Here is a 13,471-nt window from a genome sequence, read left to right on the forward strand (position 1 = left end):
TGCCGCACCGTCTGACCTGCGCTTTCCGCTTTGCCTAAGCTTTGCTAGGTACCTTCTCATCAAAGGTGGTCCAGATGATCACGGACCAGACGCCGAAGGCGGCGAGGAACCAGGAGGTACGGCGGCTGAGCTTCATCGGTGCGGTCCTTCGCGGGGCGGGCCAGGGCTGGGCAGGGCGGGGAGAGCAGGTGGAGCGGCTCTCCCAGTATGGCCAGAGAGCCGATCGGCCCAGTCGGCGGTCCCCCGTTCCGGCGAGCTGCGCAGCCGGTCAGGGCGGATGCGCGCTGGACTGGGTACGGACACCGAGTGCATTTGGATGCTTACCTGATGTGTCGCACTGGTCGTCGGGCGGCCGCGCTGGCCGCCGCCCTGGTGCTGGCGGCCGCCCCCGTCGCCGCGGCCGAGCCGCCGCCGGTCGCCACCGTCGTCGGCGGCGAGCGGCTCGGGCTGCCCGGGGTGCAGGTCGCGCTCGGCCCGGGGGCGCCCCGGCTGCCGGAGGGGCTGACCGGGATGTCCTGGCTGGTGGCCGACGCCGACTCCGGCGACGTGCTGGCCGCCTACAACCCGCACCTGCGGCTGCCGCCGGCCAGCACGCTGAAGATGCTCTTCGCCGACACCGTGCTGCCCAAGATCGACCGCCGGACCGTGCACCGGGTGGCCCCCGAGGAGCTGGCGGGACTGGGCAGCGGCAGCAGCCTGGTCGGCATCAAGGAGGACCTGGACTACCGGGTCGAGGACCTGTGGCGCGGGGTCTTCCTCAGCTCGGGCAACGACGCGGTGCACGTGCTCGCGCACATGAACGGCGGCGTCGACCAGACGGTCCACCAGATGCAGCAGAAGGCGACCGACCTCGGCGCCGCCGACACCCACGTGGTCTCCCCGGACGGCTACGACGAGGACGGGCAGCTGACCAGCGCCTACGACCTGACCCTGTTCGCCCGCGAGGGCCTGCGCAACCCGGACTTCCGCTCCTACTGCGCCACCAAGGACGCCCAGTTCCCCGGTGCGGTGGACAACCGGACCGGCCAGCGCGGCACCTTCGGAATCCAGAACACCGACCGGCTGCTCGGCAAGTACCCCGGCCTGATCGGGGTCAAGAACGGCTACACCACCAACGCGGGCAGCACCTTCGTCGGCGCCGCCGAGCGGGACGGGCGCACGCTGCTGGTCGCGGTGATGCACCCGGACACCTATATGAAGGTCTACGACGAGACCGCCGCCCTGCTGGACTGGGGCTTCGCGGCCGGCAACCACCTGACGCCGGTCGGCCGGCTGGTCTCCCCCAAGGCGGCCGTCGCGGCCCAGGACGCGGCCGGGCCCTCGGCCGCCGGGCACCCACCGGCGCCGGTGCCGGCCCCCGGCAAGGGCGCGCCGGGCGGGCCGCGGCCGGCGCTGGCCGGAGCGGCCCGGCAACCCGCGAAGCTGCTGGGGCCGGAGGGCTGGACGGTGATCGGCGTGGTCACCGTCTGCGCCACCGTGGCCGGCTGGCTGCTCAACCGGCGCCGAGCCGCCGGGTACCCGGCCACCGACCAGCCGCCGGCGCCCCGGGGCGCCACCGCGGCCTCCGCCCTGCGCGGCGCCACCGCGCTGCGCCGCCGGCCGAAGCGCGACCGGCGCTAGCCGTGCTGTGCGCCTGGACCTACGAGCGCGCCGGCGGGCCGGCCATGCCGAGCTCACCGGCCGCGCGGTAGGCGGCCTCCGCGCTCGCGCGGGCCCGCGCCCGCGCCTGCTCGGGGTCGGCCAGCGCCGTCCAGGCGACGCAGTACATCAGCAGCCGTGTGACGAAGTTGATCCAGAGCAGCAGCGCGACCGGGACGCCGAAGGCGCCGTACAGGCTCTTGCCCGCCACCGAGCTCAGGTAGGACGAGAGCAGCAGCTTGAGCAGCTCGAAGCCGACCGCCCCGATCAGCGCGGCGGTCAGCAGGTCGCGGCGGTGCTGGTCGGAGATCCGGGGGAACGGGGCGAGCAGGTACAGGAAGAGCAGCAGGTCGGCGCCGACCGCGATGACGAAACCGGCCACCGCCAGCAGGTAGTGGGCCGGGCCGTGGTCGGAGAGGCCCAGTGCGGTGGCCAGTCGCCCGGCCAGCCGGGTGGTCACCGTGGAGGCACCCAGCGAGACCACCGAGACGACGCCGAGGCCGAACAGCACCAGGCAGTCCCAGGCCCTGCGCAGCACCAGGTTGCCGTCCTCCTCGGGCAGCTGCCAGATGTCCCGGATCGCACCGCGTATGGTGTCCACCCAGCCGAGCCCGGAGACCAGCAGCAGCACCCCGCTGACCGCCCCGACTGTGGCGGCGTTGGCGATCAGCGAGTCCAGGCCGAGCGAGTTGGCCAGCCCCGGGACCTGGTCGGCGATCTTGTGCTCGAGGGTGTCCACCTGGTGCGGGCTGAGCGTGCTCACCGCGATCGCCAGTGCCACCGCCAACAGCGGGAAGAGCGCCAGGAAGCCGAAGAAGGTGACCGCGCCGGCCAGCCGGTTGCCCTTGGCCGCTGCGAAGTGCTGGTAGACGCGGTACGGGCGGCTGCGCAGCACGGCTGCGACGAGTGGGCCGATCACCGGCAGCCTGGCGAGGAATCCCATGCGGATCAGCCTGACAGGTCGTCGGCCGTCGGCGGCTCAGCCCCGCCGGGCGGCCGCGCCCCGGGAGCCGGCCGGGATGGACCGGTAGGATTCGCCGCGTACCGCCTGTCCGGTGACCCCCGAAGCCGCGGGTCCGCTCCAGGCCGTCACCCCGTCCCTGATGAAAGGCCCGCCCCGAAGATGGCCCCCCGTCTCTCTGTCGTTGTTCCGATCTACAACGTCGAGCGGTACCTGGAGGAGTGCCTGGAATCCATCGCCGCCCAGACCATGAGCGACCTCGAGTGCATCATGGTGGACGACGGTTCGAAGGACGGAAGCGCGGCGATCGCCGAGGCATTCGCCGCGAAGGACTCCCGGTTCAGACTGGTCCGCAAGCAGAACGCCGGCCTTGGCGCCGCGCGCAACACCGGCCTGCTGCACCTGACCGAGGGCACCGAGTTCCTGGCCTTCGTGGACAGTGACGACACCCTGCCGCCGAGCGCCTACGAGCTGATGATCTCCACGCTCGACGAGACCGGCTCCGACTTCGCCACCGGAAACGTGCTGCGCTTCCGCGCTGTCGGCTACTACCCGTCGGGCGGTCACGCGAAGCCGTTCCGTGAGACCAGGCTGAAGACCCACATCACCGAGATCCCGGCGCTGGTCACCGACCGCACCGCGTGGAACAAGGTGTACCGGCGCAGCTTCTGGGACATGGCCGGCCTGCTCTACCCCGAGGGCATCCTGTACGAGGACGCGCCGGTCAGCGTGCCGCACCACTACCTGGCCACCAGCGTGGACGTGCTCAACGAGCCGATCTACCACTGGCGCGAGCGCGAGGTCGGCGAGATGTCGATCACCCAGATGCGCACCAACCCGAAGGGCCTGATCGACCGGGTCACCTCGATGGAGCTGGTCCGCTCCTGGCTGCTGAAGCAGACCGAGCCGAAGTACAAGGAGTACCTGCGCTCCTACGACGAGAACAACCTCGTCGAGGAGATCCCGATGTTCTTCTGGTCGGTGGTCGACGGTGAGCAGGACTACCGCGACGCGTACGTGGAGTGCGTGGGCCGGCTGCTGCGCGCGATCGGCCCTGAGCTGGTCGGCAAGCTGCGCGCGCCGCTGCGGCTGAAGTACCACCTGACCCTGCAGGGCCGGATCGACGAACTCGTCGCGCAGATGGGCTTCGAGGCCGAGAGCAACGGCGCGGCACCCGCCCGCGGCCTGCTCCGGCCGTACGCCGACTACCCGTTCCTGCGCGGTGGGCGCAAGAGCGTGCCGGCCGACGTGCTGCGGTTGGACAACGCGCTGGTGATGCGCAGCCGGGTCTACGAGTCGGCCTGGGAGGACGGCAAGCTGCGGCTGACCGGGCACGCCTTCCCGGAGCACGTGGGTGTGGAGAACAAGCACGACCTGGTCCGGATGATCGTGCTGCGCGAGGCCAAGGGCAAGCGGATCGTCACCTTCTCGGCCAAGACCCAGTACTCGCCCGAGGCGACCGCGAGCTCCCCGCACGACCTGTACAGCTGCGACTGGGCCGGTTTCACCACCGCCATCGACCCGGTGAAGCTGAAGAAGCGCGGCCAGTGGCAGGACGGCACCTGGCGGGTGCTGGTCGGCGGCGTCGGCAAGTCGGGTGTCTACAAGGGCCGGATCTCCGGCGGTTGGGCCGACACCGCGCAGAGCTTCCCGGCCCACTGGGTCGACGCCACCACCCGGGTCGTCCCGGTGCTGCGCGACGGCTTCCTGCATCTGAACGTCGAGACGCTGCGCGCCTCGGTCACCGCGCTGTGCACGGTGGACGGCATGATCGAGCTCAGCGGGACCGTCCGCGGCACCGGCGATCTGCCCGGAGTGCGGCTGCAGATGCACCACTCCGAGTCCGGCGGCAAGCTCGACTTCCCGATCGAGTTCGGCATGCCGGTCGGCCGCCCGGTGCCGTTCACCGCACGGATCCCGATCGCGCAGCTGACCGAGGTCCGTGACAAGTGGAACGCGCTGGACCCGGCCGCCGACACCCGCACCACCGACCACTGGTACGCCAAGCTGCTGCTGGCCAACGGGTCCGCGCTGCAGGTGATGATCGACGACCGGGTGGCGCTGGAGCACCTCGCGACACCGTTGGACCCGCAGTCCCCGGTGGGCCGCGCCCGGGTGCTGGTCTCCAAGCCGACCGACACCGGGCACCTGCAGCTCGCCGACCAGCTGGTGCAGCCGGTGGTGGACCGCATCAGCGGCGCCGACGAGGACGGCTTCACCCTCTCCGGCAGCTTCCCGCTGACCGGTGAGCACCGCTACGAGCTGGTGGTCCGCCACGTCTGGCGCGAGGAGGACTACCTGCACCCGATGGTGGTCCGCGACGGCCGCTTCGAGGTCCGGCTGCCGGCCGCGCCGGTCGGCTCGTTCGCGGGCCAGGTGCCGCTGCACAAGGGCACCTGGGAGGTCTTCTTCCGCCCTGAGGGCGGCGACCCCGAGTTCGCCTGGCCGAAGGCGCAGGTCGCGCTGGAGGCCCACCGCACGCTGCCCACCGAGATCCGCGCGCGCGGCAAGCAGGTGGTGCTGGAGCGCCGCTACTTCGACACGCTCTCGCTGGAGGCGCTCTCCGACCTCGGCCCGCACGAGCGCAGCGGCTACCGCCAGCGGATGCTGCGCCGGGAGGCCTACCCGGCCGCCAAGCAGCAGCCGCTGCGCCAGGCGGTGCTCTACAACGTGGCCAACGGCGGCCAGTACGCCGGCACGCCGCGGGCCATCCACGAGGAGCTGGTCCGCCGCGGCCTGCCGCTGGAGCACCTGTGGACGGTGGACGACCAGCAGGCCGAGCTGCCGCAGAGCGCCCGCGGGCTGCGGCAGTGGAGCCCGGAGTGGTACGAGGCGGTGGGCACCGCCAAGTACATCGTCACCAGCGCCCAGCTGCCCGACTTCGTCAAGCCGCGCCCGGACCAGGTGGTGCTGCAGACCTGGGTGGGCAGCCCGCTCAAGCGGATCGGCCACGACTTCGAGAAGATCTGGTTCATCGACAGCAACTACCTCAAGCACCTCGACCGGGAGGTGCCGACCTGGAACAAGCTGGTCTCCGGTGGCAGCTTCGCCACTCCGGTGCTGCGCCGGGCCTTCAAGTTCCAGGGCGAGATGCTGGAGACCGGCTACCCGCACAACGACATCCTGTTCTCCCCGGACCGGGAGAAGCGGGCCGCCGAGGTGCGCCGCCGGCTGGGCCTGCCCGAGGGCAAGAAGGTGGTGCTGTACGCGCCGACCTTCCGCGAGGACCGCAAGCGCCCGCAGGGCGGCTACCAGATCGACCTGCGGATCGACCTGGACGCGGCCCGTGCCGCGCTCGGTGAGGACCAGGTCCTGCTGGTCCGTCCGCACGCGCAGTGCTACGGTCCGATCGCCGATGCCGGCAACGGCTACGTCTGGGACGTCTCGCGCTACCCCGACATCGCCGACCTGCTGCTGATCGCCGACGCGCTGGTGACCGACTACTCGGCCTCGACGTTCGACTTCGTGAACACCGGTCGGCCGATCCTCTTCTTCACCTACGACCTGGAGCACTACCGCGACAACCTGTGCGGGTTCACCTTCGACTTCGAGGACGTCGCCCCGGGGCCGCTGCTGCGGACCTCGGCGGAGCTGATCGAGGCGCTGGGCGACCTGGACCGGGTCGCGGTGGAGCACCGCGAGGCCTACGCGGCGTTCCGCTCGGCCTACTGCGACCTGGACGACGGCCACGCCGCCGCCCGGGTGGTCGACGGCCTGCTGGGCTGAGAGCCCTGAAAGCCCGCGGGCCCCGTGACCTGAGTGAGGGTCACGGGGCCCGCGGGCTTTCGCCGCGTCGTGCGGTGCGGTCGGGCGGTCAGCCGCGCTGCTCGACCAGGTGGGGCCGCGCACCGAGGTCCTGCGGCTGGACGGCTTCGCCGGACGGCTCGCCCTGCCCGGCCTCGGCGAGCTCGGGGGAAGTCCGCGCCGCCGGCACCGGCAGCGACTCCTCGAACGGCCCCGCCACCGGGAAGTAGCCCTGCAGGAAGGCGGTGACGATCCGGTCCTGCTCCTGCCTGGGCACCTGCTCCAGCCTGCCGTCGTTGAGGCAGAAGGTGTCGACCGCGCGCTCCTTGAGCAGCCCCGGCAGGTGCGCCAGGGCGGCCTGCCGGTCGACGTCCACGTAGCGGTGACCGATCCGGCCCCAGCCGACCCGGCCGGCGAGATAGCCGCGGCTGACGGCCAGGGTGACCGGCGCGATGTCGGTGGTCGAGCGGAAGACCGAGCGGGCGGTGCCGGCCAGCTCGGCGGCGAAGTCCTCGGCGCTCTCGGCCAGCAGCGTGCGGGTCAGCGGGTAGGGCGCGTGGCTGAGGGTGTTGGTGGTGTCCCGGCCGAACTCCCGCCGGATCAGGGCCCGGGTGTTCTTCTGCGCCGCCACGTACTCGTCGTCGTCAGCGGTCACCGGCCCCGGCGGAATCACCCGGGAATCGAGATTGACCGCCGGCCCGCCATTTCCCCGGAAGAACTGTTCGGGCCGGACCGGCCGCCCCAGGAACATGTCGTCATTGAAATAGAGGAAATGCTCGGAAAGGCCCGGAATTCGGTGCAGCTGCGTTTCGATCGCATGCGAGTTGAACACCGGGAGAACCGCCGGGTCCTCGAACAGATCGCGGTGCGAGACCACGGTCAGATCCGGATGCCCGGCCACCAGCCAGTCGGGCTGCTGCCCGTCGGTGACCAGGAAGACGTGCCGGATCCACGGGGCGTACATGGCGATGGACCGCAGGCAATAGCGCAGCTCATCGCGGTTGTGGAAGCGCTCGGGGCCGTCCCCGGTGGCGGGCGGCTCGGGCAGCGCGGCCAGCGCGGCGGCCCGCCGGCCCCGCCAGACCGGGTCGCTGTCGTCGACCCAGGTGATCACCGCGTCGATCGGAAAGGTGACGTCGTCCAGCAGCGGCCGGGCGAACGCGGCCGGCACCGGGAATTCCCGACCGCCGATCCGCACCGTCGTGTCCGGCCGCAGAGAGGGCACCCACCAGCCGAACGGCGGCTCGTGAATCGCGGCGATGGCCCCCTCGGACGGGGCGGCGGAATCCCAGAAATCCAGGTCGCAGCCGTGTTCCGCACCGTAGGAGAGGGTCCGGCCGCTGGTCACCACCGGCCGGTAGATCCGCACCCCCTTGACCAGCACCACCGGCGCCGCCTCCGGCTCGGGCAGCGCGGCCTGCTCCTCCCCCGCCTGCTCCTCCGCCTGCTCCCCTGCCTGCTCCTCCGGCGCCTCTTCGGGCACCGCCTCCAGGGCCGCGACGGCCTGCGGCAGCTCCTCGGCGAGCACCGTCCGGAGCGTGACGTCGTGCCCCAGCAGGTCGGCGTAGACCGGCTGGTCGCGGAAGGCGGCGGCGAAGGCGGCGAGCACCTCGGCCCGCTGTCCGGGCGCGATCACCACCCACTGCCGGAACTCCTGCCCGCGGATCGGGGCGAACTCGATCCCGCTCGCCTCCAGCAGGTCGGTCGTCTCGGTGAAGCTGCGCAGGAAGGCATCGCCGGAGAGCAAGTCGTCGCGCACCTCGGCCACCAGGCCGTCGTCCTGCCGGACCAGTGCGGGCAGCAGCTCCAGCAACTGCTCCTCACGCTCCCGGCGCAGTTCCTCGGGGCTCGGCGGAGCCGCCTCGAGTGCGGGCTCCGGCTCCCCGGGGCCGCCCTCGGCCGACTGCTCGGCCGCCCGCTGCTCGGGCAGCAGTCCTGACAACACGCCTGCCCGACGGGCCCTGCGGGCCACGGCGCGGATCACTCGCCGGACCGTGCGGGGACAGCGCATCATCTCTCCAGACGGTGAGCACTCTGACCGATAAGGCCCCCCGCGGCCATTATCGGGCGAGTATAGCGCTCACCTGATGTCCTGGTGAATGAGAAAATAATAAGAGCTAATATTCTGCATTTCACGCAACTGATGCATGTCAATTAACGGCCACTGAACGGGTAGGCACACCACGGACGCCAGACCGCGTCCGCGCCGAACCAGGAAAGCGTGAAGGCCGGCACCGCGAAGGCCGCGTGGAAGGCCCGGGCCTGGACAGCCGCGGTGTCCAGCACCTGCTCCGCCAGACCGTGCGCCACCGTGACGTGCGGGTGGTAGGGGAAGGCCAGCTCCCGGGCGAGCGGACCGCACCGGACCTCGGCCTCCAGCTCACGGCACTCCTGCGCCCCTTCCTCGACCCGGACGAAGACCACCGGGGAGATCGGGCGGAAGCTGCCGCTGCCGTGCAGCAGCATCCGGAACGGCCGGCGCCGGGCCGCCACCGCCGCCAGGTGGGCCCGCACCGCGGGCAGCCGCTCGGCCGGGATCTCGGTCGGCGGCAGCAGCGTGACATGCGTGGGTATCGCCCGGGCCAGCGGATCGCCGAGCGCCGCGCGCGCGTCCTGGATCGCCGAACCGAAGGGCTCCGGGACCGTGACCGCCACGCCGATGGTCAACGACGCGCCGACGGTGGCGGCCTCGGGGAGGTCGCCACCATCGGCGGGCACGGGCTCGGACATCAGTGCTTGGTGGCCGCGATGAAGCCAATCCGGTCATAGACCGTCGCCAGGGTCTCGGCGGCCACCGCGCGGGCCTTCTCGGCACCCACCGCCAGCACCCGGTCGAGTTCCGCCGGGTCGTCCAGGTAGGTCTTGGTCCGCTCCTGGAACGGCACCACCCACTGCGAGAACAGCTCGGCCAGCTCGGTCTTGAGCGCGCCGTACATCTTGCCCTCGAAGTGCGCCACCAGCTGCTCGATGCTCTGCCCGCTGAGCGCCGCGTGGATCCGCAGCAGGTTGGAGACGCCGGCCTTCTTCTCCTCGTCGTAGGAGACCACCGTGTCGGTGTCGGTCACCGCGCTCTTGAACTTCTTGGCGCTGAGCTTGGCGTCGTCCAGCAGATTGACCAGGCCCTTGGCCGAGGAGGCCGACTTGCTCATCTTGGCCGTCGGGTCCTGCAGGTCCAGGATCTTCGCCGTCTCCTTGAGGATGTACGGCTTGGGCAGCGTGAAGGTGGGCGCGTAGCGGCTGTTGAAGCGCTCGGCGAGGTCGCGGGTGAGCTCCAGGTGCTGGCGCTGGTCCTCGCCCACCGGCACCGCGTCGGCCTGGTAGAGCAGGATGTCGGCGACCTGCAGGATCGGGTAGGTGAAGAGGCCGACCGTGGTGCTGTCACTGCCTTGCTTGGCCGACTTGTCCTTGAACTGGGTCATCCGGGCGGCTTCGCCGAAGCCGGTGAGGCAGTTCATCACCCAGCCGAGCTGCGCGTGCTCGGGCACCTGGGACTGGATGAAGAGGGTGCAGCGCTCCGGGTCCAGGCCCGCGCCGAGCAGCTGGGCCACCGAGGCCCGGGTGTTCTCGCGCAGCTGCGCCGGGTCCTGCGGAACGGTGATCGCGTGCAGGTCGACCACCATGTAGAAGGCGTCGTTCGCCTCCTGGAGGTCCACCCACTGGCGCACCGCGCCCAGGTAGTTGCCGAGGTGGAACGAGCCGGAGGTGGGCTGGATGCCGGAGAGCACCCGAGGGCGATCCTTCGCCGGACTGGTGACCGCTGCGTTGACCATGACCGCCATTCTTCCAGCTTCGGCGCGCGGTCAGGACCCGGCTTCGTTCGGAGGTTCCGACGAACGGTCGGCCGCCGCCTCGGGCGCGGGTTCGGCGCGCACCCGGATCCGGTCGATCCGCCGACCGTCCAGCGCCGCCACGGTGAGCAGCACGCCGGGCTCGCCCTCCTTCGGCACCAGCACCTGGTCGCCGACCTCGGGCAGCTCGCCCAGCTCCGCCACCACGTAGCCGGCCACCGTCTCGTACGGGCCCTCGGGCAGCGCCACGCCGGTCTCCTCCGCGAAGTCCGGCAGGTTGAGCAGCCCGTTCACCTCGACCCCGCCGCCCGCCAGCCGCCGGGTCGCGGTGGTCTCCTGGGCGTCGTACTCATCGCGGATCTCGCCGATCACCTCCTCGACCAGGTCCTCCAGCGTGACGATGCCGGCCGTGCCGCCGTACTCGTCCACCACTATCGCCAGGTGGTGGCCCTCGCGGCGCATCTCGCTCATCGCCTCCAGCACCTTCTTGGTGGCCGGCAGCAGCTTGACCGGCCGGGCGATCTCGCGCACCCGCAGCGCCCGCTCGCCGTGGGCCCGGTAGAGGTCGCGGACGTGGACGAAGCCGACCACCGCGTCGTAGGAGCCCTCGACCACCGGGTAGCGCGAGTGCGGGGAGGTGCTGGTCTCCTCGCGGACCTCGGTGAGCGACTGGTGGGCGTCCAGGAAGGTGACCTCGGTGCGCGGCACCATCACCTCGCGCAGCTGGCGCTCGCCGGCCGCGAAGACATCGGCGATCAGCGCCCGCTCGTCGCTGCCCAGCTCGGTGTTGGCGGCCACCAGGCCGCGCAGCTCCTCGGAACTCATCGAGCCGCGGCCGGCCTTGGGGTCCCCGCCGAAGAGCCGGACCATCAGGTTGGTGGAGTGGCCGAGCAGCCAGATCACCGGACGCAGCACCACCGACATCACGTCGACCACCGGCGCGGCCAGCAGCGCGATCGACTCCGCCCGCTGCAGGCCGATCCGCTTGGGGGTCAGCTCACCGAGCACCAGGGAGATGTAGGAGATCAGCAGGGTCAGCCCGACCAGGGCGACCGCGTCCGCCACCCCGGTGGAGAGGCCGAGGTGGACGAAGACCGGGGAGAGCTTGCCGGCCAGCGTGTCCGCGCCGAAGGCGGCCGACAGGAAACCCATGCAGGTGACCCCGACCTGGACGGCCGCCAGGAACCGGTTCGGATCGGCGGCCAGGTGCGCGGCCCGCGCGGCCCGTTTGGTGCCGCGCTGCGCCAGTGCCCGGATCTGCCCCTCGCGCAGCGAGATCAGCGAGATCTCGGCGATGTTGAACAGCCCACCGAGGACGATGAAGAGCAGGACGAGGGCGGCGTCCTGGAGGGTTTCGTTCACGGTCGGCCAGTGTAAACGGGTCCGGCCGACCGCTTCTGAATCGAAGTGGTCGGCCGGAGTCAGCGCTCGGTCTCAGCGCTCGGGCTCGGCGCCCGCCAGGAGCGCTCGGTCTCAGCGCTCGGTGTCAGCGCTCAGTCTCAGATGAGGCCGAGCTCGGTGACCGCGTCGCGCTCCTCGGCCAGCTCGCCGACCGAGGCGTCGATCCGGGCGCGGTCGAAGGCGGAGATCTCCAGGCCCTGGACGATCTCGAACTTGCCGTCCTTGGTGGTGACCGGGAAGGAGGAGATCAGGCCGGCCGGCACGCCGTAGGAGCCGTCGGAGACGATGCCCATCGAGGTCCAGTCGCCCGCCGGGGTGCCGTTGACCCAGGTGTGGACGTGGTCGATGGCGGCGTTGGCGGCCGAGGCGGCCGAGGAGGCGCCACGGACCTCGATGATCTCGGCACCCCGCTTGGCGACCTTCGGGATGAAGAAGTCCTCGACCCAGGCCTGGTCGGCGCCGATCGCCTCGAAGGCGCTCTTGCCGGAGATCTCGGCGTGGAACAGGTCCGGGTACTGGGTGGCGGAGTGGTTGCCCCAGATGGTGACCTTCTTGACGTCCTCGACGGTCACGCCGGCCTTCTTGGCCAGCTGGGCGACCGCGCGGTTGTGGTCCAGGCGGGTCATCGCGGTGAACCGCTCGGCCGGCACGTCGGGGGCGTTGCGCTGGGCGATCAGGGCGTTGGTGTTGGCCGGGTTGCCGACCACCAGGACCTTGATGTCCTCGGCGGCGTGGGCGTTGATGGCCTTGCCCTGCGGGCCGAAGATGCCGCCGTTGGCGGAGAGCAGGTCGCCGCGCTCCATGCCGGCGGTGCGCGGGCGGGCGCCGACCAGCAGGGCCACGTTGGCACCGTCGAAGGCCACGTTCGCCTGGTCGGTGATGTCGATCTTGCGCAGCAGCGGGAAGGCGCAGTCGTCGAGCTCCATCGCGACGCCCTCGGCGGCCTTGAGGCCCTGCGGGATCTCCAGCAGGCGCAGGTTCACCGGCACGTCCGCGCCGAGCAGGTGGCCCGAGGCGATGCGGAAGAGCAGCGCGTAGCCGATCTGGCCGGCCGCTCCGGTGACGGTGACGTTGACGGGGGTGCGAGTCATGGGTTCCTTCTCCAGCGATCGCCAGCATGCCCCAGGCACGTCGGCGCACTGGAGCCGAGGATGTTTTCTCTCGACATCGAGAGAACCGGCGTCAGGTTATCGCAAGGGCGCCCCCAGGGCGTGCCCACCGGCGTGGCTGGTGCGTCACAACGTGCCGGAGCCCGCCCCGGCCCGGGGCGGGATCCGGTCGGCGCGGTCAGTGCCGCTGTCCGATGTAGCTGCCGATGTCCTCCACCTCGGGCAGCCGCAGCCAGGGGTCCGGCTGGGCCACCAGGGCGAGCAGCACGATCACGGTGGCGAAGAAGAGCAGCACCAGCACGTCGGTGAAGCGACTGCGCACCGCGAGCATCCCGACCTCCGGCAGCAGCAGCCGCAGCAGCGCGCCGAACAGCACGCCCCCGCCGATGGTCAGCAGCCCGTAGCGGAAGTCGTCGAGCCAGGCGACCAGCAGCCCGATCCCGACCGCCAGCAGGACCAGCGTTATCGGCCACTGCCGCACCGGCAGCGAGTGGCTGCGGTCCAGGGCCGCCTTGGAGCCCTCCGGCGGCAGTGTCCCCGCGGCCGCCGGCCCGGTCTCCAGTACCGCTCTGTTCCGGGCCGCCCGGCGGCGTGCGGACCGGCCCGTTCGTACCGCGCTCATTTCCGGTTATCCCCAGGGGTGGCGACTAGTTGGGCGGCCTGGTGCTCGGCCGCCTCGACGATGTTGTTGAGCAGCATGACGCGAGTCATCGGGCCCGCACCACCCGGGTCCCCGAGCGCCGCCACGCGGACGGCGGGTTCGGACCCGATCGCGGTGGCGGCGGCCTCGCCGTCAAGGATCCGGGCAGCCATCTCCCTATCCTCCCGGA

At 71.4% G+C, this 13,471-nt stretch carries 10 protein-coding genes and 1 pseudogene; 2 read left to right on the plus strand and 9 right to left on the minus strand.

Features of this window, described 5'->3' with window-relative positions; all coding sequences use genetic code 11:
* Positions 1 to 61 precede the first annotated feature (61 nt).
* Positions 62 to 136: pseudogene (locus OG403_RS36705) on the minus strand (SCO4848 family membrane protein); the annotation flags it as partial.
* Between the two features lie 191 nt (positions 137 to 327).
* On the opposite strand from OG403_RS36705, the gene OG403_RS15155 reads away from it, so the two are divergent.
* Entirely contained in the window at positions 328 to 1,620 is a 1,293-nt protein-coding gene (locus OG403_RS15155; protein WP_329564777.1) for a D-alanyl-D-alanine carboxypeptidase family protein, read from the plus strand.
* A gap of 19 nt (positions 1,621 to 1,639) precedes the next feature.
* Here OG403_RS15155 and OG403_RS15160 read toward each other — a convergent pair whose 3' ends face one another.
* Positions 1,640 to 2,581, minus strand: coding sequence for a YihY/virulence factor BrkB family protein (locus tag OG403_RS15160; RefSeq protein ID WP_329564778.1), 942 nt, complete (start codon positions 2,579 to 2,581; stop codon positions 1,640 to 1,642).
* A 180-nt stretch (positions 2,582 to 2,761) separates the two neighbouring features.
* Here OG403_RS15160 and OG403_RS15165 point away from each other — a divergent pair, with 180 nt between their 5' ends.
* A complete protein-coding gene (locus tag OG403_RS15165; RefSeq protein ID WP_329564779.1) occupies positions 2,762 to 6,325 on the plus strand; it encodes a bifunctional glycosyltransferase/CDP-glycerol:glycerophosphate glycerophosphotransferase in 3,564 nt (1,187 codons plus the stop codon).
* Between the two features lie 88 nt (positions 6,326 to 6,413).
* Here OG403_RS15165 and OG403_RS15170 read toward each other — a convergent pair whose 3' ends face one another.
* The 7 genes from OG403_RS15170 to OG403_RS15200 form a co-directional block, all read right to left on the minus strand.
* Positions 6,414 to 8,327, minus strand: coding sequence for a stealth family protein (locus OG403_RS15170; RefSeq protein ID WP_329564780.1), 1,914 nt, complete (start codon positions 8,325 to 8,327; stop codon positions 6,414 to 6,416).
* Between the two features lie 170 nt (positions 8,328 to 8,497).
* The gene (locus OG403_RS15175) at positions 8,498 to 9,073 is read right to left on the minus strand and encodes a 2'-5' RNA ligase family protein (RefSeq protein ID WP_329564781.1); all 576 of its coding nucleotides are present in this window, start codon (positions 9,071 to 9,073) and stop codon (positions 8,498 to 8,500) included.
* A complete protein-coding gene (gene trpS, locus OG403_RS15180) occupies positions 9,073 to 10,113 on the minus strand; it encodes a tryptophan--tRNA ligase (protein ID WP_329564782.1) in 1,041 nt (346 codons plus the stop codon). The genes OG403_RS15175 and trpS overlap by 1 nt, the downstream gene beginning before the upstream one ends.
* 30 nt (positions 10,114 to 10,143) lie before the next feature.
* Entirely contained in the window at positions 10,144 to 11,493 is a 1,350-nt protein-coding gene (locus tag OG403_RS15185; RefSeq protein WP_329564783.1) for a hemolysin family protein, read from the minus strand.
* A gap of 137 nt (positions 11,494 to 11,630) precedes the next feature.
* Positions 11,631 to 12,623: a malate dehydrogenase gene (locus OG403_RS15190; protein WP_329564784.1), complete on the minus strand. Its 993-nt coding sequence runs from the start codon at positions 12,621 to 12,623 to the stop codon at positions 11,631 to 11,633.
* 196 nt (positions 12,624 to 12,819) lie between these two features.
* The gene (locus OG403_RS15195) at positions 12,820 to 13,263 is read right to left on the minus strand and encodes a DUF3017 domain-containing protein (protein ID WP_329564785.1); all 444 of its coding nucleotides are present in this window, start codon (positions 13,261 to 13,263) and stop codon (positions 12,820 to 12,822) included.
* Positions 13,260 to 13,454, minus strand: coding sequence for a hypothetical protein (locus OG403_RS15200; RefSeq protein ID WP_329572728.1), 195 nt, complete (start codon positions 13,452 to 13,454; stop codon positions 13,260 to 13,262). Before OG403_RS15200 ends, OG403_RS15195 begins: the two co-directional genes overlap by 4 nt.
* Positions 13,455 to 13,471: the final 17 nt, after the last annotated feature.

The organism is Kitasatospora sp. NBC_01266, assembly GCF_036242395.1.
Classification (GTDB): domain Bacteria; phylum Actinomycetota; class Actinomycetes; order Streptomycetales; family Streptomycetaceae; genus Kitasatospora.

What these genes read in the sequence shown, in the direction of transcription:
- OG403_RS15155 (WP_329564777.1), top strand. Translation starts at nt 328, where the DNA reads ATGTGTCGCACTGGTCGTCGGGCGGCCGCGCTGGCCGCCGCCCTGGTG.
- OG403_RS15160 (WP_329564778.1), bottom strand. Translation starts at nt 2,581, where the DNA reads ATGGGATTCCTCGCCAGGCTGCCGGTGATCGGCCCACTCGTCGCAGCC.
- OG403_RS15165 (WP_329564779.1), top strand. Translation starts at nt 2,762, where the DNA reads ATGGCCCCCCGTCTCTCTGTCGTTGTTCCGATCTACAACGTCGAGCGG.
- OG403_RS15175 (WP_329564781.1), bottom strand. Translation starts at nt 9,073, where the DNA reads ATGTCCGAGCCCGTGCCCGCCGATGGTGGCGACCTCCCCGAGGCCGCC.
- trpS (WP_329564782.1), bottom strand. Translation starts at nt 10,113, where the DNA reads ATGGTCAACGCAGCGGTCACCAGTCCGGCGAAGGATCGCCCTCGGGTG.
- OG403_RS15190 (WP_329564784.1), bottom strand. Translation starts at nt 12,623, where the DNA reads ATGACTCGCACCCCCGTCAACGTCACCGTCACCGGAGCGGCCGGCCAG.
- OG403_RS15195 (WP_329564785.1), bottom strand. Translation starts at nt 13,263, where the DNA reads ATGAGCGCGGTACGAACGGGCCGGTCCGCACGCCGCCGGGCGGCCCGG.
- OG403_RS15200 (WP_329572728.1), bottom strand. Translation starts at nt 13,454, where the DNA reads ATGGCTGCCCGGATCCTTGACGGCGAGGCCGCCGCCACCGCGATCGGG.